The 19,140-nt window shown below is 64.8% G+C and carries 20 protein-coding genes; 14 read left to right on the top strand and 6 right to left on the bottom strand.

From position 1 onward, the window contains the following. Positions 1-388: 388 nt before the first annotated feature. Positions 389-1,573: a hypothetical protein gene (locus tag HZB49_RS21290; protein ID WP_291614956.1), complete on the top strand. Its 1,185-nt coding sequence runs from the start codon at positions 389-391 to the stop codon at positions 1,571-1,573. A gap of 40 nt (positions 1,574-1,613) precedes the next feature. On the opposite strand, the gene HZB49_RS21285 is transcribed toward HZB49_RS21290, so the two are convergent. Further along, positions 1,614-3,128, bottom strand: coding sequence for a hypothetical protein (locus tag HZB49_RS21285; RefSeq protein WP_291614954.1), 1,515 nt, complete (start codon positions 3,126-3,128; stop codon positions 1,614-1,616). A gap of 203 nt (positions 3,129-3,331) precedes the next feature. On the opposite strand from HZB49_RS21285, the gene HZB49_RS21280 reads away from it, so the two are divergent. Then, positions 3,332-4,573 carry an amino acid permease gene (locus HZB49_RS21280; protein ID WP_291614952.1) on the top strand — a complete coding sequence of 414 codons (1,242 nt, stop codon included), beginning with the start codon at positions 3,332-3,334 and terminating at the stop codon, positions 4,571-4,573. Here the strand turns inward: HZB49_RS21280 and HZB49_RS21275 are convergent, their stop codons facing one another. Then, entirely contained in the window at positions 4,574-5,212 is a 639-nt protein-coding gene (locus tag HZB49_RS21275) for a TetR/AcrR family transcriptional regulator (RefSeq protein ID WP_291614950.1), read from the bottom strand. An 87-nt stretch (positions 5,213-5,299) separates the two neighbouring features. On the opposite strand from HZB49_RS21275, the gene HZB49_RS21270 reads away from it, so the two are divergent. Continuing rightward, positions 5,300-6,196 (top strand): crotonase/enoyl-CoA hydratase family protein, encoded by an 897-nt coding sequence (locus HZB49_RS21270; protein WP_291614949.1) that lies wholly within the window; start codon positions 5,300-5,302, stop codon positions 6,194-6,196. 32 nt (positions 6,197-6,228) lie between these two features. Further along, positions 6,229-6,558, top strand: coding sequence for a PAS domain-containing protein (locus HZB49_RS21265; protein ID WP_291614947.1), 330 nt, complete (start codon positions 6,229-6,231; stop codon positions 6,556-6,558). Between the two features lie 37 nt (positions 6,559-6,595). Here the strand turns inward: HZB49_RS21265 and HZB49_RS21260 are convergent, their stop codons facing one another. Next, positions 6,596-6,925 (bottom strand): hypothetical protein, encoded by a 330-nt coding sequence (locus tag HZB49_RS21260; protein ID WP_291614945.1) that lies wholly within the window; start codon positions 6,923-6,925, stop codon positions 6,596-6,598. Positions 6,926-7,289: 364 nt separating this feature from the next. Between HZB49_RS21260 and HZB49_RS21255 the strand changes: the two genes are divergently transcribed. Then, complete coding sequence (locus HZB49_RS21255; RefSeq protein ID WP_291614943.1) at positions 7,290-8,063, top strand: Crp/Fnr family transcriptional regulator; 774 nt, start codon at positions 7,290-7,292, stop codon at positions 8,061-8,063. A gap of 78 nt (positions 8,064-8,141) precedes the next feature. Here HZB49_RS21255 and HZB49_RS21250 read toward each other — a convergent pair whose 3' ends face one another. Next, on the bottom strand, positions 8,142-8,591 hold the full coding sequence (locus HZB49_RS21250) for a hypothetical protein (protein WP_291614941.1): 450 nt from the start codon (positions 8,589-8,591) through the stop codon (positions 8,142-8,144). A 107-nt stretch (positions 8,592-8,698) separates the two neighbouring features. Between HZB49_RS21250 and HZB49_RS21245 the strand changes: the two genes are divergently transcribed. The 9 genes from HZB49_RS21245 (at position 8,699) to HZB49_RS21205 (ending at position 15,946) form a co-directional block, all read left to right on the top strand. Further along, the gene (locus HZB49_RS21245) at positions 8,699-8,860 is read left to right on the top strand and encodes a hypothetical protein (RefSeq protein WP_291614939.1); all 162 of its coding nucleotides are present in this window, start codon (positions 8,699-8,701) and stop codon (positions 8,858-8,860) included. A 49-nt stretch (positions 8,861-8,909) separates the two neighbouring features. Then, positions 8,910-9,485, top strand: a complete 576-nt coding sequence (locus tag HZB49_RS21240) for a hypothetical protein (protein ID WP_291614937.1) — start codon at positions 8,910-8,912, stop codon at positions 9,483-9,485. Between the two features lie 2 nt (positions 9,486-9,487). Beyond that, entirely contained in the window at positions 9,488-11,209 is a 1,722-nt protein-coding gene (locus HZB49_RS21235; protein WP_291614935.1) for a cbb3-type cytochrome c oxidase subunit I, read from the top strand. Between the two features lie 37 nt (positions 11,210-11,246). Then, on the top strand, positions 11,247-12,119 hold the full coding sequence (gene cyoE, locus HZB49_RS21230; protein ID WP_291614933.1) for a heme o synthase: 873 nt from the start codon (positions 11,247-11,249) through the stop codon (positions 12,117-12,119). Next, on the top strand, positions 12,116-12,922 hold the full coding sequence (locus tag HZB49_RS21225; protein WP_291614930.1) for an SCO family protein: 807 nt from the start codon (positions 12,116-12,118) through the stop codon (positions 12,920-12,922). Before cyoE ends, HZB49_RS21225 begins: the two co-directional genes overlap by 4 nt. A gap of 112 nt (positions 12,923-13,034) precedes the next feature. Then, positions 13,035-14,621 carry a cytochrome b N-terminal domain-containing protein gene (locus tag HZB49_RS21220; protein ID WP_291614929.1) on the top strand — a complete coding sequence of 529 codons (1,587 nt, stop codon included), beginning with the start codon at positions 13,035-13,037 and terminating at the stop codon, positions 14,619-14,621. Then, the gene (locus HZB49_RS21215) at positions 14,618-15,118 is read left to right on the top strand and encodes a hypothetical protein (RefSeq protein ID WP_291614927.1); all 501 of its coding nucleotides are present in this window, start codon (positions 14,618-14,620) and stop codon (positions 15,116-15,118) included. The genes HZB49_RS21220 and HZB49_RS21215 overlap by 4 nt, the downstream gene beginning before the upstream one ends. A 10-nt stretch (positions 15,119-15,128) precedes the next feature. Then, positions 15,129-15,527: a hemerythrin family protein gene (locus HZB49_RS21210; RefSeq protein ID WP_291614925.1), complete on the top strand. Its 399-nt coding sequence runs from the start codon at positions 15,129-15,131 to the stop codon at positions 15,525-15,527. Positions 15,528-15,562: 35 nt separating this feature from the next. Then, positions 15,563-15,946: a c-type cytochrome gene (locus HZB49_RS21205; protein ID WP_291614923.1), complete on the top strand. Its 384-nt coding sequence runs from the start codon at positions 15,563-15,565 to the stop codon at positions 15,944-15,946. An 11-nt stretch (positions 15,947-15,957) separates the two neighbouring features. Here the strand turns inward: HZB49_RS21205 and HZB49_RS21200 are convergent, their stop codons facing one another. Both HZB49_RS21200 and HZB49_RS21195 read right to left on the bottom strand, forming a co-directional pair. After that, complete coding sequence (locus tag HZB49_RS21200; protein WP_291614921.1) at positions 15,958-16,962, bottom strand: FAD:protein FMN transferase; 1,005 nt, start codon at positions 16,960-16,962, stop codon at positions 15,958-15,960. Beyond that, positions 16,959-19,070 carry a NosR/NirI family protein gene (locus HZB49_RS21195; protein ID WP_291614919.1) on the bottom strand — a complete coding sequence of 704 codons (2,112 nt, stop codon included), beginning with the start codon at positions 19,068-19,070 and terminating at the stop codon, positions 16,959-16,961. The genes HZB49_RS21200 and HZB49_RS21195 overlap by 4 nt, the downstream gene beginning before the upstream one ends. Positions 19,071-19,140: the final 70 nt, after the last annotated feature.

The raw sequence follows: 19,140 nt of genomic DNA, 5'->3' as shown, positions 1-19,140 counted from the left end.
CTGTACAGTTGGCGCGAGCATGTCCCGATTTCCTTTGCGGGAACAGGCATATGACAGAAGAATGGAACCGCCGTTAGAAAGAATGGTTGCTCAGATGTTTAGATCGCAGGAAATTACGTACGGATGTGTCGTGCATCGTACGAGCATTGCGTTTTCACGGTCCGTCGGCGTCTGCACATAGCCCGCGGATTTAGTAACTGCCGATCTGGAAATATGTGCGGGTTTCGGCCCGGAATATCCCTGGCCCTTTCGGTAAACTGCTTCCTTGTCAGCGAAAACGCGCCGGGAATTCCCGAGATTAGTCAGCACCGAAAGGACAACTTAAGGGTCGCGTGGTCCAATATGCTCCGGGACTTGCCGACTTCCGATAGATCATGCCGATGCGCAAATGCGCGGCAACGAGCAAATTCGCAGAATGACCGCCGCCGGCAACAGTGAACACCTCGCAGAGTTTTTGCAGCAGCTGACGCCGCATGTGCGTGCCCGGCTCCTCGCAGAGCTGGAACGGCTGCATCTTCTCGGCGAGGACATTCCGCATTCGGAGTCGCTGATTGCCGCCCTGCGGGCCGAGTTCCGCAATACCGGTCCGAACCACTACCGCGCCGGAAATCCGTCGCGCTTCTTTTTCGAGCCGCTCGAACCGGTGCTGGTGAACGGCGCGCCCGAGCGGACCAACAGCGGACAGATCGCGCGCGGGTCGCTGGGACCGATCTGGAGCCTCATTACCGAGAAGCTGTTGCCGAGCATGGCCGACGGCTATGTCGAAAGCGCCAGGAAGGTGATCGCCGTCAACAATCAGGCCGAAGCGCGGCGGCTGGCTGAAGCATTCCAGAACAAGGTTGTGACCTATCTGGACGGGGTGCTGACGACGGACGAAGGCCGCGCCACCGTGCGTGGCGGGATCGAATTCTATACCAGTTCGCATGCCACGTTCGACGACCTGCAGAAAATGCTGCGCGTCATGCACGGCCGCCATGAGCTCGCCGAGTTCGCCCGCGCGCTGCCCACGAAGATCACCGGGCTGGAAGGCGATCACCTCGCCAGGATGCTCGATCTGCTGAACGCGCTTCGGGCCAGGCGCGCCGAGATGATCCCGTTCGCGCTGGTCGTGATCGGCAGCCGTCTGGACAGGCCGTGGCAGCTGATGCACCTCGCAACCAGGCCCGCCGCGAGCAGGGCGGCAGACAGGATCGCAGCCATGCCGTACAGCGCCGCCGTTTCCATGGTGCTGGATCAGATCGATGACCGGCGATTGATGCTGGTCGATGCACTCAAGCACAATCGCATTCCGCACGCGAAGGAGATTCTCGCGGAGATCCACGAGATCGACGCGGCAATGAGAAAGAGCATCGCGCTGGACGGCACCGATTGGGGCAAACGGCTGCAGGAATTGATGGCGGCGGTCGATGCTTCGCTTGATGCCGAGATCGACAGCATTCCGAGTGACCACCAGCATCTTGTGCACGTCCTGGAGACGTTCAGGCTTCACAAGTCCTCGCACGGTCGTCTCGGGCAGCTCGTCGGGAAGGGCCGCGATGTGTTGACGGGCTGGTGGCACGCGGCGTCCGTCTAGATGAAGTCCATTTCAGCGCGGACATCAGCCCGCTCCTTGATCACGCGCGACGGCCGAAGCACAGGATCGCGCCAATCGGGAGGATGAAGCCGAGCACGGCCGCCGTGATCAGCAGCGGTCCGAGCTCGGAATAGTCGCCGCGCTGAACGACGAAAATCTGGTTGAGATACTTGGTCTGCAACTGGCCTGCGACGAGCGCCAGATTCATCAGGGACGCCATCAGGGCGAACCATGTCGCGCGGTGGCCTTCCGGCGCATAATACGCGATCAGCGTCAGCAGGGGGATCATGCTGAGCTGCGCGAAGGGAGAGGCGGCCGCCGCGTCGATCACGGCAATCGCGCGCGCGCCGAACCCGAACGTCGCCTCCGTCCAGTGGTGGAGCCCGAAGAACAGGCCGATATTGGGCAGCGACAGGATCGCGCCGGCGACAGCGAGCCAGAACAGCACCTTGGTCACGGAGTATTCCGTCAATTGCTTGCTGAAGGTCCACATCGCGACGATGGCGATGACGGCGGCGGTCTGGCGCAGGCTGCCATAGAATGCCTCGTCGAACTTGAGCACGTCGAGCGTCCACCAGAAATAGCCGTCTCCGACCGATGGCGTGGCGCGAAATGCGAAGATGATGATGCTGGCGAACAGGATGGCGCGCCGGGTCTCCCTGTCGAGCTCGCGCGTCACGAAGAACAGCATCGGGCAAATCACCAGCATCGAAAGGACGAACACCAGCTCCTGTGCGAATGGCACGCTGCCGAGCGCAACGGCGAGGACGATCAGGCCAAAGCCGATGCCGCCGCCGAGGATGCGCCAGTCGATCGGCCGCTGCTCGCTGCTTTCGGCATCGATCAGCAGCACGCCGAGGGCCGAGAGGGCCGGAATGACAAGTCCGAAAAGGAAAACCGTTTCACGGGCGAAGAAGCGGGCGAGCCATCCGGACAGTCCCGCCACCGCAAGGATCCCGATGCCGAGCGCAAGCCGGCCAAGGACCTGGACCATGCCCAGTTCGGCGCGGATATCGTCCTCGGCCCGCGCATTCCCGTTCGAGTCCACGCGGGATACGACCTCGGTCGACATCGCATCCGCGACGACGTCCTGGATGACGGTCCCGACCACGATCAACATGGCGCCGAGAATGTAGAGGTGATCGGTCCGGCCGGACGCAATCCATCCGCCGGCCGCGCCGGCCAGCGTCAGCATGCCGCACGCGGTGAAGACGGCCCCGATCAGGATGTAGGACCGCCGCTGCGAGCCGAAGACCGGAACGCTGTCGACGAGCTGACCGAACACCATCTTCACGGTCCAGGGCAGGCTGAGCCAAACGCCTATTCCGGCCAGCTCCGCCGGGGTGAGCGTCAGGCTCTCCTTGATCCACATGTCGCGGCTGACGTCGATGATGCCGAGGGCGCCGTAGGCGAAATAGACCATCAGCAGCGGCAGGTAGGTTCGTCGGAAGCCAAGGATGGGCCGCATCAGGCTGGGGAACCATGCCGTGGCGGCCTCGATGACCGTTCCCCGCAGCTTCCCGGGCGCCTGTGGTTCGTTCTCGAGTTGGTTCATGAAGATAAGACCCGTAACGCGAATCAACTGCGCGCGCGAATGAGAATGTCGTGGAATAACCCGCCTCGCTACCTGCGGTCGGGCGGCCCGCGCCGCGAGCGGATGCTTGCGCCGCCATTTGACGTTCAGTCCCCGAACCATGCCATACTTTGCCGGAAATCTTCCGAGCGGCGGCCCGGCCGGAGCGGACGAGGGAGTATTGAATGTCTGTCCGGTCTGCGGCAACGCAGGAGGCGCCGCAGCGCCTGGTTCGCTCGCTCACGCTGACGCATGCGGTGCTCTACGGCCTCGGTGTAACCATCGGCGCCGGCATCTACGTTCTCGTCGGTCTCGCCGCCGGGCGCAGCGGCATGCACGCGCCGCTTGCCTTCATCGCAGCCGCATTCGTGATGGGCCTCAGTGCGGCTTCGTTTGCCGAATTGGGAACCCGCATGCCGGTCAGCGCCAGCGAGGCGGCCTATGTGCATGCGGCGTTCCGGCGCGATTGGCTCAGTCTCGGCATCGGGCTTCTCGTGGTCGCAACCGCGATGGTTTCGGCCGCGACGATCAGCGTCGGCAGCGCCGGTTATGTAGCGGTGTTCCTTCCCATCCCCGCGCCGTGGATCATTTCCGGAGTGGTCCTTGCGATGGGCGCCGTGGCATGCCTCGCCACGGTTCAGTCGGTCACCTTCGCCGGAATCATGACCCTCGTTGAAGTGGGCGGCCTCGTCTTGATCATTGTCGCCGGCTTCAGTCACGGCACCGGCGTCGTCACCCGCCTTCCGGAGATCTGGCCTGCTGCCGGCGATACGACGGCCTGGATCGGAATAGGGGGAACGGCGCTTACCGCCGTCTTCGCCTTCATAGGCTTCGAGCATCTCGTCAACGTCGCGGAGGAGATGAAGGAGCCGAACCATACGCTGCCGCGCGCATTGTTCCTGACGCTGGGCCTGACCGCGCTTCTTTACGGACTGGTTGTCTGGATCGCGGTTACCGCGGTACCGCCGCAGGAACTCGCCCGCTCGGCGGCGCCGCTGGCGCTCGTCTTCGAACGGCTCACGGGCCTGCCGCTGATTACCATGAGCGCGATCGCCGTCGTCGCGACGCTCAACGGCGTCATCGTGCACATGATCATGATCGCCCGGGTGATCTATGGCCTGGCCGATAGGGGAAGCCTGCCGAAGGTCCTCACACGGCTCAACCCGGTGACGCACACGCCGCTGCTGGCCACTGCGATCGCGGTTGGTGCTATTCTCGTGCTTGCGCTGGCCGTCCCGCTCGCGGGCCTCGCCGATCTCACGGCGGGCCTCACGCTGGCGATCTTCGCGATCGTGAATCTCGCACTGATCCGGATCAAGAGCAGGAACGAAGCCCCGGCGCCGGGAACGTTCGTTTGTCCGCGGTGGGTGCCGTTTGCAGCCCTTGCTTCCTGCATCCTGCTTCTGCTGGTCGACCTGCTCGCCTGATCAGCCGCGAATGGCCGGGGCCGTCGCTTCCTTCGGACTTTTCTCCAGCATCATCCGCATCGCATCCGTCCAGGCGGAGAGGAGCTGCTCGCGGCGCGCCGCCGAGCCCCGCAGATTTTCCGAGATCGCCAGCCCGCGAAGGAAATTCTGCGTGAGCGCGGCCGCGACGGGATAGGCCTCGGCGTCGCTCCATTTGCCGAACAACTCCGCATAGACCCGGTCGATCTCGCGGCGCGCCGCGCGTTCGGCCGCAATCAGCGCCTGCTTCAGCGGCCGGTCGGTCCGTGCGACCGCCCAGAGCTCCAGCTCTGCGAGATAGGCGGGCTGCCGGCCCGCATAGGCGAGCGCGTTCACCGCCGCCCGCAGGGGATCGCCCGGTTCTGAACTGCCGGCGCGCGATGCTGCGACCGCCTGCTCGTTCCGCTTGACGAGTTCGGCGACGCTGGCGGCGAGCAGGTCGGCATGCGTCGGAAAGTGATGCAGCAAGGCGCCCCGGCTGGTGCCGGCCCGGCGCTGTACCGCGAGCGTGGTGGTGCCGGCGACGCCCAGCTCGACCAGGCAATCGACCGCCGCATCCAGCAGTTTTTGACGCGTCGCGGCTGCGTCCCGGTCGGCCCTGGCTCTGCGCTTCGATGCCATCTCGTCTCCAACAGTCAGGATTGACTGTATCAGGGGAAGCGCTACAGTCAATGCTGACTGTAGCGTACACGGACGGGAGAACCAGCCATGCCGGACTTTTCGACCCTCAAGATCGCCGCCGACCCGGCATCGCCGCGCGTGGCGCGGCTGCTGCTGAACCGGCCGGAGCGCCTCAATGCGATCAACGACGAGACGCCGCGTGAAATCCGCGCCGCGGTGGAATGGGCCGAGCGCAACGACGATATCCACGTCATCCTCGTCGAGGGCGCGGGCAAGGGATTTTGCGGCGGCTACGATCTCGTCCGCTACGCCGAAGGCGCCTCGACCAACAAATGGACCCAGGAAGGGCATCCCTGGGATCCCATGGTCGATTATGCCGGCATGAAGCGGAACACCGAGGACTTCATGAGCCTGTGGCGCTGCTCGAAGCCGACGATTGCGAAAATTCACGGTGCCGCGGTAGCAGGCGGCAGCGACATCGCACTATGCTGCGATCTCATCGTCATGGCCGATGATGCGCGCATCGGCTACATGCCGACGCGGGTATGGGGATGTCCGACGCCTGCGATGTGGACGTTCAAGCTGGGTCCGGTGCGCGCCAAGCAGCTGATGTTCACCGGCGACATGATCGACGGCCGCACCGCGGTGGAATGGGGCCTCGCCAACCAGTCGGTGCCGGTTGCGGAGCTGGAAGCCGCCGCCATGAAGCTCGCCAATCGCATTGCCGGCGTGCCGAAGAGCCATCTCGCCATGCACAAGATGGTGGTCAACCAGGTGATGCTGAACATGGGACTGGAGCAGACCCAGATGCTTGCCACCATCTTCGACGGAATCACCCGTCACAATCCCGAAGGACTCTGGTTCCGCCGCTACGCCCAGAAGCACGGCTTCAAGGCGGCGATCGAATGGCGCGATTCGGGGCGGCCGATTCCGGAAGGCGACGATGCGCGCGCGGAAATTCAACGGCTCGGCGAGGGCGGCTAGCGCGCCGCGCAGCGCGGCCGGAGTGTGAACCGATGACTGCAACGCTGGTGGTGGACAGAACCGGACGGATCTGTGGCTGGAGCCGCGCCGCCGAAGCCTTGCTCGGCTATGCGGAGTCGGAGGCGATGGGCCGCTCCATCGAACTGATCATTCCGCCGCACCTGCGCGGTCGGCACAATGCGGGCTTCGGCCGCTACGTGCAGACCGGCGTCAGCAATTTGCCGGAAGTGACCATTTCGCCGGCGGTGCACAAGACAGGGTCGATCGTGAAGGTGAGGGTCTCGGTCCGTCCCGTCTACGACGAGAGCCGGAAGATCGTGGCCGTGGAGGCCATGATGAGTCCGCTCGCCGGCGCGGAATGATCGCGCGGCAAGCGGCATTCCGCCGCAGGGCGATGGACTAGCTGCTCTTTTCTGCTCGCTTGCCGGCGTCCTTCTTCTTCGCGGGCTTGGCCGCGGCCTTCGCCGCTTCATCGGCGGCCTGCCGGATTGCCCGGGCGTAGGCGTCCGCGGCGATTTCCGCCGAATTCTGCAGCCGCCTGGCCGCGACGGCACCTAGCTCCATCGTGCTCCTGGCCATCTGCCGCAGCCGATCCCGCGATTCCCTGTCCTTGGCCTTGGCCGCGCGGGCCATGATCTGGTCGCGCCGCTTGCGGATGGCGGCCATCAGGCTCTTGTTCTGCACTTTTGCGGATTGCCGGATGGCGGTGTCGAGATCGGCTTCAGCCATGGTTGACCACTCACTACGGCGTTCGCCGTGGATGCATCGGAGGGCTCACTTAGCCGATCGGCCGGATGCCGGCAACGACCGGCCGGTACTGGCCTGCCGGAGCGCGGAAAATTCCACGCTCTGAAATCGGGCAATATTTGACCTTTCGCAAAGTCCCGGTCGGCGGATGGGTGCTTAATTCCTGCGCACGAGGCCGCCAATGAAGCCGGCAACCGTCAGCGCAAGCGCATTTCCGGGAAGCGCGGCTGAGGACTTATACGTGTCGAGAATTTCGCCGATTGGGAAGCAGGGCACCGCTGTGGAACAGCGGAGCCTTGGCGCGTTGAGAAAGCAGACCCGGAGGAAACCTGCAAGGAACAGGAACATGACAGCGCCCACACCTGCTGATCTGGCTATCGCCGCGCAAGTCCCGGTCTTCTCCGGGTTGAAGCCGCAGGCGCTCGATGTCCTGCTGGCGCAGGCCAGGGTCGTCAATCTTCGCCCCAACAGCATGTTGTTCCGGCAGGGCGAGCCTGCGAGTTCGTTCTTCGTCATCCTCGAGGGCTGGATCAAGCTCTACCGGATCACGCCGGCCGGCGATGAGGCTGTGCTCAATGTCTTTGCCAAGGGCCAGAGTTTTGCGGAGGCGGTGACTTTCACCGCCGGTCGCTATCCGGCCATGGCGAGCGCGGTGACGCGCACCCGTGTGATGCTGATTCCCGCCGACCACATCGTCGATTGCGTCCGCAAGATGCCCGAGGTCGCACTGGCCATGATCGCCTCGACGTCGCAGCACCTGCATCTGATGATAAGCCGGGTCGAGCAGCTCACGGCGCAGAGCGGCATGCAGAGGGTTGCCGATTTCCTCATTCAGCTGACACCCTGCGTCAAGGGCCCCTGCACGATTGCCCTGCCGTACGACAAGTCGCTGATTGCCGGCCGGCTCGGACTGAAGCCGGAATCGCTTTCGCGGGTGTTCGCCAAGCTGAGGACGATGGGCGTCGATGTCCGCGCTTCCGACGTCGTCGTCGAAGATGCAGCGACGCTGCAGGATCTCGTCGCCAGCGATCGCATCAAGGCCCGCGGCAGTTTCGGCTTCAACGGCTGCAACGGCAAGACCGCGCCGAAGCAGGCGGCTACGCTGGATTTGCCCGCCTGAAGCGCGAATCGCGCGTCAGGTTGTCTCTTGGGCATGATCCGCTTCGGAAAGCCGCTTCACGCTTTTCCGGATCATGCTCTATCGCAGATGCGATCGCAGTGCCGGCAGCACGCCGGTTTGCCAGGCGGCCGCGCCGAAGCGCTGCGCCACGACATCGTTGCCGGAAACGATCAGCCATAACGGAACGCCATCGCTCCGCTTCAGGCCGCCGCGATAGGCGCGGATATCCTCCGGCCAGTGTTCGTCGCTGAGCACGTCGCGCAGGCGCGGCGATTTCACCTCGCGATAGCTGATGCGGGAAAATTCGGCGGACTTGCGGAAATCGGCGCCGTCGCCGCTCTGCCAGGCGCGGCACGGCGCGCAATCCTCCGCCCCCACGTAAATCAGCAGCAGGTTGGAGGCCCGCACCGGCGCCTTCGCGACGAGCAACGCCGCCACGATGGCTGCAACGGCGGCCAACATGCCGAGGCCAAGCCATGCCCATTGCGCGCGGCGCCGGGCGCTGTCGAACGGGATCGCATGTTCCATCGCAGAACTATTTCTGTTGCGGGCCGCCGCTTCCTTAACCGCGGTCAAGGATGCCGATTGGGCGCCGGATAGATTTGCGAGAGGTTTTCAAAGCCGGGAGATCGCCGATGTCGTCCACCGAACAGAAAGCGCCGCTGGAGCGCGTGCCCGTAATGCAGCAGATTCTCGATAGCCCGTTCCTGCTGCTGTTCCTCGGCGTGACCTTGCCCACCGTCCTCTATCTGATCTGGGGCGTGATGGAAGTCGCCTCGGTCCCGCTGGCGAAATGAGAATCGCCTCACGCAATCCATAACGCAATTCTTTAGAAGGGGAATCGAAATGGCTGTCACACCGCCCGAAAGACGCATCTGGTGGAACGAGCCTATCGAACGGGTCGAGCTGGTCTGGATCGTGATCGCCTTCCTGTGGGGGCTGTTCATGTTCGTGTTCATGATCGCCTGGCATTTCATCGGACAGCAGAACCTCAGCAAGGAAGCCTACCGCATCGCGCCTTCCGCCTACGAGGCCAAGGTCGACGACTTCGCCAAGAAGAACAAGGTGCGCGAGGAGGCGGGCATTCCCGTCGCCAAGCCGAAGCCGGGCAGCGACGTCTACATTCTCGGCCGTCTCTGGCAGTGGTGGCCGATCCTCGAGCTGGAGAAGGGGCAGAGCTATCGCATCCATCTGTCCTCGATCGACTGGCAGCACGGCTTCTCGCTGCAGCCCACCAACATCAATATCCAGGTTCACCCGGGATACGAGCACGTGATCTCGCTGACCCCGACGCAGAGCGGTGAGTTCGGCATCGTCTGCAACGAGTTCTGCGGCATCGGCCACCACACCATGACCGGCAAGATCTACGTGACCGAACCCAAGAAGGCAGAGGCGGAACAACGCCTGGCGGATGGGAGATAAGCATGACCGCAGAAACCGTAATCGGCGCCGTTCCCGCCAAGGCCGAATTCCGCACCTGCCAGTACACCGGGCTCAAGGTCGACGTGGCCGCCCAGAGGCTGATCATCGCGAATGCGGTGGCGGCCGTGGTGTTTCTGGCGATCGGCGGCCTGATGGGCCTGCTGGTGGCGCTCACGAGGTGGCCGGCAGTGCATCTGCTTCCGGCCGACTGGTTCTACCTGATCCTGACCGGACACGGCGCCAACGTGCTCTTGTTCTGGATCATCTTCTTCGAGATGGCCATTCTCTATTTCGCCTCCGCCGTCCTGCTCAATTCGCGGCTGGCGGCGCCGAAACTCGGCTGGCTCGGCTTCATATTGATGATCGTCGGCGCGCTCGCCACCAACGTGGCGGTGCTGCAGGGCGATTCGAGCGTGATGTTCACCTCCTATCCGCCGATGATGGCCAAGCCGCATTTCTATCTCGGCATCATCCTGTTCGCGGTCGGCGCATTGATCGGCTGCGGGCTGTTCTTCGCGACACTGGTGATCGCCAAGGAAGAGGGCACCTATGAAGGCTCGATTCCGCTGGTGACCTTCGGCGCGCTCACCGCCGCCATCATCGCCGTCTTCACCATCGCCTCCGGCGCGATCATCCTGATCCCGACCTGGCTGTGGTCGCTCGGCCTGATCTCCGACATCGATCCCCTGATGTACAAGGTGGTCTGGTGGGCGATGGGGCATTCCTCGCAGCAGATCAACGTCTCGGCGCACGTCTCGCTCTGGTACCTGACTGCAGCGCTTCTCGTCGGCGCCAAGCCGCTGAGCGAGAAGGTCAGTCGCACCGCCTTCTTCATGTACATCCTGTTCCTGCAGCTGGCGTCCGCACACCATCTGCTCGCCGAACCCGGCATGGATGCGAGCTGGAAGATCGTCAATACCAGCTACATGATGTACCTGGCGGTGATGGGCTCGATGGTGCACGGCCTCACCGTGCCCGGCGCGATCGAGGCGGCGCAGCGGCGCAACGGCTTCGACCGCGGCATGTTCGAGTGGCTGCGCAAGGCGCCGTGGGGAAATCCGGCCTTTTCCGGCATGTTCCTGTCGCTCGTCTTCTTCGGCTTCATCGGCGGCATTTCCGGCGTGGTGCTCGGCACCGAGCAGCTCAACGTGCTCATGCACAACACCATCTACGTCCCCGGTCACTTCCACGGCACCGTGGTCGCCGGAACGACGCTGGCCTTCATGGGCGCGACCTATATCGTGCTGCCCCTGATCTTCCAGCGCGAGATCGTCTGGCCGAAGCTTGCCAAGATCCAGCCCTACCTGTTCGGGATCGGGGCGGCCGGCATCTCGCTGTTCATGATGGGTGCGGGCACGCTCGGCGTGGCGCGGCGGCACTGGGACATGACCTTCAGTGACGCCAGCATCGGCTTTGCCCACTCGGCCGGCGCGTTCCTGATGATGGGGCTGAACGGCATCTTCGCCATCATCGCGGCCATCGGCGGCATCATCTTCGTGCTGGTCGTCGTTGCCACCGCGTTCTTCGGCAAGAAGATCACGAGCGGCCACAAGCTGACCTTCCCGCTGTTCTCGGGCGGCGGCGCCGTCGCCTCGCACTACGGAAGCGAGAAGGCGCCGAAGCTGCCTGGCACGATCATCCTCGTGACCATCTTCTTCGTCTGCTTCGTCCTCTACTACTTCATCAACTGGAAATATCTGTCGGAACTCTGGCTGTTCCGTTGATCGACCGTAGTTCCAGAAGAAGAAGAAGGAGAGAACCATGCGCGCTGTAGCCTCGATGACGATATCGCTCCTGAAGCTCAGGATCGGCGTCGCGATTGCGGCCAGCGCGCTGGCCGGTGTGGCGGCGACAAGCGGCCCGCATCTGGCATGGTGGCAGATCGCCGGCCTGACGCTGGCCGTGCTCGGTGCTTCGGGCGCGGCCGGTGCCTTCAATCACTACTACGAACGCGACCTCGACAAGCTGATGCGGCGGACCTGCACCCGCCCGTTTGCGAGCGGGGCGCTCAAGGCGAGCCCGTGGTGGCTCGCCGCCTTTCTGGCGCTGCTGGTGGCCTCGCTGGCGCTGGCGGTACTGACGGCAGGCCATGCCGCAGCGGGCTATGTGTTTCTCGGCGCCTTCACCTACGGCATCGTCTACACCGTCTGGCTGAAGCGCCGCAGCACATGGAATATCGTGGTCGGCGGGCTCGCCGGCAGTTTTGCCGTCATGGCGGGCGCCGCCGCGGTCGATCCCTCGCCGCAAGTCATTCCGACGGTGCTGGCGGTCGTGCTGTTCCTGTGGACCCCGCCGCATTTCTGGAGCCTCGCCGCCGCCAAGGGCGACGACTATGCGCGGGCGAACATCCCCATGCTGCCGGTGGTGGTGCCGGCCTACGCCTGGACTCTGGCCGTGCTCTTCCATGCGGTGGCGCTGGCCGCAATCTCGCTTGTCCCGGTCTGGTTCGGGGCAGGGATGCTCTACGGAATCTGCGCGGCGATCGGCGGCGGATGGTTCGTCTGGAAGAGCATCGTGCTCCATCGCGATCCCTCGAAAAAGAATGCGATGGGGAATTTCTTCGCCTCGCTGCTGCAGCTTGCCTTGCTGGTCGCGGGTGCGCTGCTCTCGAGCGCCGCCGGACTTCTGTCATGAAATGCCTTCGCGCGGCATGTGCGGCATCCGCGCTGGCCGGCCTTCTCGCCATGCCCGCGGCGGCTGCGCCGGCGCTCGATCCGGCCGCTGCGATCGCAAAATCGACGCAGGCGCTGGGCCGCACGGTCGGCAGCCACGCGCTGACCGACAGCCACGGCACGCCGTTCCGGCTGACGGACTACCGCGGCAAGCCGCTGGTCATCAGCCTCGTCTATTCATCCTGTAGCTCGGTCTGTCCGCCGACCACCCAGCGCACCATCGATGCGGTGACGGAGGCCGGCCGGATGTTCGGGCTCGATCGCTTTGCCGTGCTCACGGTCGGCTTCGATGCCCGCAACGACACCGTGCCGCGGATGGCGCAATTCGCATCGCAGCAGGGCATCACGCTGCCGAACTGGCGGGTCGCCAGCGGCGACGCCGCCACCATCGCCGCGCTGCTGGACGATCTCGGCTTCAGCTATCGCGCGGTCGGCGGCGGATTCGATCATCCCACCCAGACCACGATCCTCGACCGCGACGGCAAGGTCTATCGTCACGTCTATGGCGAGGCGTTTCCGCTGCGCATGTTCATGGAGCCGATGAAGGACGTGGTCTACGGCACCAGCACGTCCTTCACGTTCACGGGCATCGTCAACCGCATCAAGTTCATCTGCACGGCCTACGATCCGGGCGCAGGGCGCTACCGCATCGATTACGGGCTGGTGTTCGGCAGCGTGCTGGCGGCGATCTCGCTGCTGGTGATGGGCGGGCTGCTGCTGCGGGAATGGCTGCGAGCAGGGCACGCGCCAACGGGCAAGGCGTGAGCAGGATCCGGAAAAGTGGAAGCCGGTTTTCGGACAAGATTCTGCTCCAACAAAAAAGATAGAGCGTGATGACCATTCAAGGAAGCGTCATCGCGCTTCGACAGGAAGCAACGTGAACGTCATCCGTAAAGTGCTCAGAGCTGGGTTTGAGCTGATCGAGCGGCCGTTCGACCGCCTGTTCAGCCCGTCGCTCAATCCGCTGGCGCAACTCGGCGCGCTCGGATTCTTCTTCTTCTGGATCGTCGCCGTCAGCGGCATCTACCTCTTCATCTTCTTCGATACCGGTATCGACCGCGCCTACCAGTCGGTCGAGTACATCTCGCGCGACCAATGGTTCCATGCCGGCGTCATGCGCAGTTTCCACCGCTACGCCTCCGACCTGATGGTGGTGATGGTGGCGGTGCATCTGCTGCGCGAGTTCTCCCTCGATCATTATCGCGGGGTGCGCTGGTTCTCCTGGTTCACGGGCCTGCCGATCATCTGGCTGCTCTACGTCTCCGGTATCACCGGCTACTGGCTGGTGTGGGACAAGCTCGCCCAGTTTGTGGCGCTGGTTTCTTCCGAACTGCTGGACTGGCTGCCGATCTTCGGCGAACCGATCGCCCGCAACTTCATCGCCACCGGCACGCTGACCAGCCGCTTCTTCTCGCTGATGGTGTTCATGCACGTCGCGGTGCCGTTGTTCCTGCTGTTCATCATGTGGGTGCATATCCTGCGCATCTCGCGGCCCAAGGTGAACCCGCCGCGTACGCTTGCGCTGATGTCGCTGGCTGCGCTGCTGGCGGTGTCGATCTGGAGGCCGGCGCTGTCGCAAGGCCCGGCCGATCTTGCCAAGGTGCCGAACAACGTCGGGCTCGACTGGTTCTATCTGCCGCTCTATCCGCTGACCGAATTGTGGGGCAACGGCGCGGTGTGGGCCTTCCTCGGCGCCTTCTCGCTGATGATCGCGCTGATGCCGTGGTTGCCGCCGCTCCGCAGGGCCAGGGCGGCGGTGATCGATCTCGACCACTGCAACGGCTGCGCCCGCTGCGCGGAAGATTGCCCGTACGAGGCCATCAGGTTGGTTCCCCGCACCGACAAGCTGCCGTTCCCGACGCAGGCCGAGGTCAATCCCACGCTCTGCGTGTCCTGCGGCATCTGTGTCGGCTCCTGCCCCTCGTCGACGCCGTTCCGCCGTACCGACGAATTGAAGACCGGCATCGACCTGCCGGAATACTCGCTGCGGGAGCTGCGCGAGCGCGTGATGGATACGGCCGCCGGGCTGAGCGGGCCCGGCCGCGTGCTGGTGCTGGCCTGCGAGCATGGCGCGGCCGCCGGCCGGCTCGGCGACACCGTGGTGATGCCTTGCGTCGCGATGGCGCCGCCGTCGCTGATCGATTTCATCCTGAGCCGCGATCTTGCCGACGGCGTCGTCGTCGCCGGCTGCGCCGAAAGCGCCTGCTACAACCGGCTCGGCGTGCAATGGACCGAGCAGCGCTTCGCCGCCGAGCGCGATCCCTATTTGCGGGCGCGCGTTCCCCGCGAGCGCATTGCGATGGTGTGGGCATCTGCGCTCGCCGCCAGCAGGGCCGAGACGGAGATCGCCGAATTCGCCGAGCGCGTGGCTGCGATGCCGCCAAAGCGGCTGCGGTCGCCGTTGCCGGTGTCTTCGCCGACGCGTCAGCCGAAAGCCCTCGAGACGGAGAGGGGCGCGACATGAAGGCCGTGCGGCTGACAGGACAATTCATTGTCATCGTGGCGCTGTTTGCCGGCGTCGCCGCCCTGTCGGATTGGCCTACCTGGGGCCAGATTCCGAAGGGCACGGGCGTGGTGATGCTCACCTTCGTGCACGGCGCCGACCGCAAGGGCGAGTGCCGCCGCCTGACGCCGGAGGAGATCGCAAAGCTGCCGCCCAACATGCGGCGGGTGAAGGACTGTCCGCGCGGGCGGCGCGCGATCTATGTCGAGCTCGATGTCGACGGCCGCGGCGTCTACCAGGCGAGCCTGCAACCGACGGGCATCGCGGGCGATGGACCGTCGCGGGTCTATCAGCGCTTCGTCCTGCCGGCCGGCAAGCATGACCTCGCCGTTCGCTTGCGTGACACCGCGCGCGCCGACGGTTTCGATCACCAGCGCCGCGACAGCGTCGAGCTCGCGCCGGACCAGATGCTGGTGATCGACTACCGGCCGGAAAGCGGCAGCTTCGTCTTTCGCTGAGGAGGATACAATGGGCCTGCTGCAATGGGAGAAGCGCTATAGCGTTGGCATCGAAGCGGTGGATCACGAACATCGCGAACTCGTCGATCTGATCAACCGTTTGCACGAGAAGGCCACGACCCAGGGCTCCAAGGTTTCTGTTCTCGGCTTCTTCGGCGATCTCTACAAGGCGATCTCCGCGCATTTTGCGCTGGAGGAGCGCTTCATGCGCGAGAAGGGCTATGATCAGCTCAGCCAGCACAAGAACGATCACGAGCGCCTGCTCGACGAGGTCAGGGACATCATGGAGGATTATGAGGTAAACGACCTCTTTGACGAGAAGCTGCTGGCGCAGCGGCTCGACGCCTGGTTCTCGCGCCATTTCGAAAGCCACGATGCCCGACTGCATCGGGCGCTGGGCGACCACTGAGCGGCTGTTTGGAATCTTTGAAAAGGGAGAAGAAGATGAGGAAGTTACTGGTTGCGGCGGCGGTTTCGATCGCCTGGGTCGGTACGGCTGCCGCGCAAGACCTGGCCGCGGGCGCCACTTCGTACAAGAAATGCGTGGCATGTCACGATGTCGGTCCAACCGCGAAGAACAAGGTCGGGCCGGTGCTCAACGGGCTGGATGGCCGCAAGTCCGGAACCGTCGCCGGTTACAACTATTCCGACGCCAACAAGGGCTCAGGCATCACCTGGAACGAGGAGAGCTTCCTCGACTACATCAAGGATCCCAAGGCGAAGATTCCCGGCACCAAGATGGTGTTCGCCGGCATCAAGAACGAGACCGAGGCGAAGGCGCTCTGGGCCCATCTCAAGCAGTACGACGCCGAGGGCAAGACCAAGTAGTCCGGCTTCCGTCAGACTTCCAGCGACACGACATCGTCAACCGGGGCTGCGATCCAGCGCCGGCCGGCATTGGCGTGATCGCGCGCCCACACCACGGTGCCGGGGAACTGCGGCAGCAGGGCCGCGATTTCGTTGGCGGAAGCAATGTAGAAAGCGGTCGACAGTGCATCGGCGACGGCGGCGGAGCGGTGATGGACGGTCACTGTCTTCCAGCCGCCGGCGCTGCGGCCGCTGCGCGGGTCGAACAAGTGATGCGCGGCGCCGCCGGCGCCGAGCACGCAGCCTGAGCCTTCGGAGGTAGCGAGCGCGCCGCGCCGTAGCCGGATCGGTGCGCCGCCGGCACGCGCGATCTGCCAGGGAGCGCCGTCCAGCCTTGCGTCGATGGCGCGCTGTTCGCCGAGGTCGACGAGGACGTGCCTGAGGCCGCGGCCCGCGAGCAGCTCGGCGATGCGATCGGTGACATAGCCCTGGCCGAGCCCGTTGAGCGTAACGCGCTGGCCGTGGCCGAGATGGATCGACGACGGCTCGATCGTCACCTTGCGCCAGTCGACGGCCAGCCGCGCCCGCGCGATCAAATCATCCGGCGGCGTTGCGGCGCCGGGTGCTGCCGCGAACCAGTCGACATGGGCCTCCCACAGGGCCTGCACGGTCGGGTCGAACAGCCCGCCGCTCGCCGACGCCGTATCGAGCGCGAGCGTCAAGGCGCGCCGCAGGTCGGCGCCCGGGGATTGCAGCCGGCCATCGCGGTTGAGTCGGCACAGTTCGGAAGCTTGCCGGAACAGGCTCAGTTCATCTTCCAGCCGGTCGATCTCGGCTTCCACTAGCGCGACGGCGGCGCTTGCCGCGTCACGGTCGATGCCGTTGAACAGGATCGTTGCGTCCGCGCCCATCGCCACTCCGCGCCATACGTATTCGGCGGAAGAGCGGGCAGGGCCCCCGGCCATGGCGCCGGCCGCGGCTGCGGCGAAGATGGCGATCGCGCGCCGCCGTGTCGGCCTTTCAGGCAAGCTTGTCATGGCCGTTCTCCCGTCTCGCCGGCCGGCTTTCCCGGCGTCAACGTCAACGGCTGTCGCCGCTGCGCGCGCTTCTTGAGGTGAAGGCAGATGTCGTGATCGAAATAATTCGCCTGGCACTTCAGGCAGTAGATGCATTCGTTGGGGTTGATCTGGCCGAGCGGATGGATGGCCTGCACCGTGCAGCGCCGCGCGCAGACATGGCATTCCGATCCGCATTCGCGGTAGCGCTTCAGCCACTCGAACATGCGCATGCGCGCCGGGATCGCCAGCGCCGCGCCGAGCGGGCAGAGATAGCGGCAATAGAAGCGTTCGACGAAGACGCCGGCGAACAGCAGCACCCCGGCATAGATCACGAACGGCCACTCCCGCAGGAACTTCATGGTGATCGCCGTCTTGAACGGCTCGATCTCGGCGAGCTGGAACGCACCCAGGATCGAGCGGAACGACACGGCGAGAATGCCGACGAACGCGACGTATTTGATCATCCAGAGCCGCTCGTGCAGCCCGAAGGGAATCTCGATCTGCTTGATGCCGAGCCGCTGCGCCAGCTCGTTGGTCAGCTCCTGCAAGGTACCGAACGGGCAGAGCCAGCCGCAGAACACACCGCGCCCCCAGAACAGCATGCTCACCGCAACGAAGCTCCAGAGCAGAAATACCAGGGGATCGAGCAGAAACAGTTCCCAGCGGAATCCCGACAGCAGCGCGTGGATGAAGGTCAGCACGTTGACCACGGACAATTGCGCGTTGGCAATGAAGCCGAGGAAGATCAGGGTAAGCAGCAGATAACCCGTGCGCAGGCGATAGTAGAACTTGCCGTGTGCGGTGACCGAATCCTGGAACACGAGGATGCCGGCGAGAACCGCGAGCATGATCCCGAGCACGCCGATCTCGAAGCGCCGTGCCCACCAGATATCCTGCCACAGTGTCCCGTTCGACTCCGGCACGGCCTGCGCCTTGCCGGGCGGCGCCGCGGCGGGCGGTGCAGGCGGGGCGATCAGATAGCGCTCGGGAATCCGGTACTCCAGCGTGACGACGGCGGGGCCGCTGCCGGGGGACGGCGTGCCGAGATCGAGATCGAGCCGGAACGGCTTGGTGGAATCGAACCCGCTCGTCTTCGCGACACGAAACACCGCGATCTCGCGCAGCTCCGGCGCGCCCGCCGCGCGCAGCGCTTCGATCTGCGTATGATCGGCGGCCTTCAGGCGAAACGTCTTGCCGCCCTGGATGAACTCGATGCGGTTGAACGCGCCGGATTGCCGCCAATCCGTGCCCTTGAAGGAATACAGGCCGGAGGCGCCGATCAGGATCAGATCGTCATCGGGGCCGATCCTGGCCAGCTCGCTTTCGTAGGCACGCTGTCCGAGCAGGCTCTCGCCGATCGGCGGTGGGATCGCCAGCGCCAGCCACAGTTCGATGAAGGGCTTGTCGGGCTCGGGATCCTGCGTGCCCAGCATTCTTGCCGCTTCGCCGCGCGTCACCAGCTTTCGTTGCACGGCGCCTTCCGCAACGAGCGCGTGCCAGGACGATCGCCGCAGGGTTTCGCGATCGAGCCGGGCGGCGCTGTCCGTGGCAGGGCCGCGGCTGCGCAACACGGCCCGCGCAGAGCGCAGGATGGCATCGCGGATCACGGTCGAGGTGATGGTCGCGCCGGCCACGGCATGCGGCCCGCGCGCCATTCCGTCCGCCGGCTTCAGCGCCGCGCCGGCCCGCGTATCGAAGCCCGCAAAGTTCCTGACATAGGCGGCGAGCGCATCCCTGGGGATGCCGATCACGAGGATCGGCTCCTCATGTGCCACGATCTGTGCGCCCGCGACGATGCCTTCCGGCGTGATGGCAGCGACGATGTCGAGGGGCCGCCCGGCATAGCCGACCGATCCGGATACCTCATAGGTCGAAAAGGCGTAGCCGAGCAGCTTGCCGTCCGGCCCGCGAATGACTGCGGCGGGCGGACTGCCCTGCGGCTGCTCGACCGTCGCCGCCCCGGCGGACTGGAAGAAACCGGCGGCCGCCGACAGGTCGGCGCTATCGGCCGGATTTGCCGAAATGATGAGGGTTGCGAGCGCGCAGAGCAGGCCGCGCAGCGCCAACGACACGGCAGCAATTCGCATGAATGCGATCAGGCAGATTTTTGGCAAGCGCGCGTTGCGCCAGATCAAACTGCCGCTTAACCGCAGTCAA

It is taken from the genome of Bradyrhizobium sp., assembly GCF_016219575.1.
In the GTDB taxonomy this organism is placed as follows: domain Bacteria; phylum Pseudomonadota; class Alphaproteobacteria; order Rhizobiales; family Xanthobacteraceae; genus Bradyrhizobium.
This window is presented reverse-complemented; position numbering and strand designations above follow the sequence as displayed.

What these genes read in the sequence shown, in the direction of transcription:
- HZB49_RS21290 (WP_291614956.1), top strand. Translation starts at nt 389, where the DNA reads ATGCGCGGCAACGAGCAAATTCGCAGAATGACCGCCGCCGGCAACAGT.
- HZB49_RS21285 (WP_291614954.1), bottom strand. Translation starts at nt 3,128, where the DNA reads ATGAACCAACTCGAGAACGAACCACAGGCGCCCGGGAAGCTGCGGGGA.
- HZB49_RS21280 (WP_291614952.1), top strand. Translation starts at nt 3,332, where the DNA reads ATGTCTGTCCGGTCTGCGGCAACGCAGGAGGCGCCGCAGCGCCTGGTT.
- HZB49_RS21275 (WP_291614950.1), bottom strand. Translation starts at nt 5,212, where the DNA reads ATGGCATCGAAGCGCAGAGCCAGGGCCGACCGGGACGCAGCCGCGACG.
- HZB49_RS21270 (WP_291614949.1), top strand. Translation starts at nt 5,300, where the DNA reads ATGCCGGACTTTTCGACCCTCAAGATCGCCGCCGACCCGGCATCGCCG.
- HZB49_RS21265 (WP_291614947.1), top strand. Translation starts at nt 6,229, where the DNA reads ATGACTGCAACGCTGGTGGTGGACAGAACCGGACGGATCTGTGGCTGG.
- HZB49_RS21260 (WP_291614945.1), bottom strand. Translation starts at nt 6,925, where the DNA reads ATGGCTGAAGCCGATCTCGACACCGCCATCCGGCAATCCGCAAAAGTG.
- HZB49_RS21255 (WP_291614943.1), top strand. Translation starts at nt 7,290, where the DNA reads ATGACAGCGCCCACACCTGCTGATCTGGCTATCGCCGCGCAAGTCCCG.
- HZB49_RS21250 (WP_291614941.1), bottom strand. Translation starts at nt 8,591, where the DNA reads ATGGAACATGCGATCCCGTTCGACAGCGCCCGGCGCCGCGCGCAATGG.
- HZB49_RS21245 (WP_291614939.1), top strand. Translation starts at nt 8,699, where the DNA reads ATGTCGTCCACCGAACAGAAAGCGCCGCTGGAGCGCGTGCCCGTAATG.
- HZB49_RS21240 (WP_291614937.1), top strand. Translation starts at nt 8,910, where the DNA reads ATGGCTGTCACACCGCCCGAAAGACGCATCTGGTGGAACGAGCCTATC.
- HZB49_RS21235 (WP_291614935.1), top strand. Translation starts at nt 9,488, where the DNA reads ATGACCGCAGAAACCGTAATCGGCGCCGTTCCCGCCAAGGCCGAATTC.
- cyoE (WP_291614933.1), top strand. Translation starts at nt 11,247, where the DNA reads ATGCGCGCTGTAGCCTCGATGACGATATCGCTCCTGAAGCTCAGGATC.
- HZB49_RS21225 (WP_291614930.1), top strand. Translation starts at nt 12,116, where the DNA reads ATGAAATGCCTTCGCGCGGCATGTGCGGCATCCGCGCTGGCCGGCCTT.
- HZB49_RS21215 (WP_291614927.1), top strand. Translation starts at nt 14,618, where the DNA reads ATGAAGGCCGTGCGGCTGACAGGACAATTCATTGTCATCGTGGCGCTG.
- HZB49_RS21210 (WP_291614925.1), top strand. Translation starts at nt 15,129, where the DNA reads ATGGGCCTGCTGCAATGGGAGAAGCGCTATAGCGTTGGCATCGAAGCG.
- HZB49_RS21205 (WP_291614923.1), top strand. Translation starts at nt 15,563, where the DNA reads ATGAGGAAGTTACTGGTTGCGGCGGCGGTTTCGATCGCCTGGGTCGGT.
- HZB49_RS21200 (WP_291614921.1), bottom strand. Translation starts at nt 16,962, where the DNA reads ATGACAAGCTTGCCTGAAAGGCCGACACGGCGGCGCGCGATCGCCATC.
- HZB49_RS21195 (WP_291614919.1), bottom strand. Translation starts at nt 19,070, where the DNA reads ATGCGAATTGCTGCCGTGTCGTTGGCGCTGCGCGGCCTGCTCTGCGCG.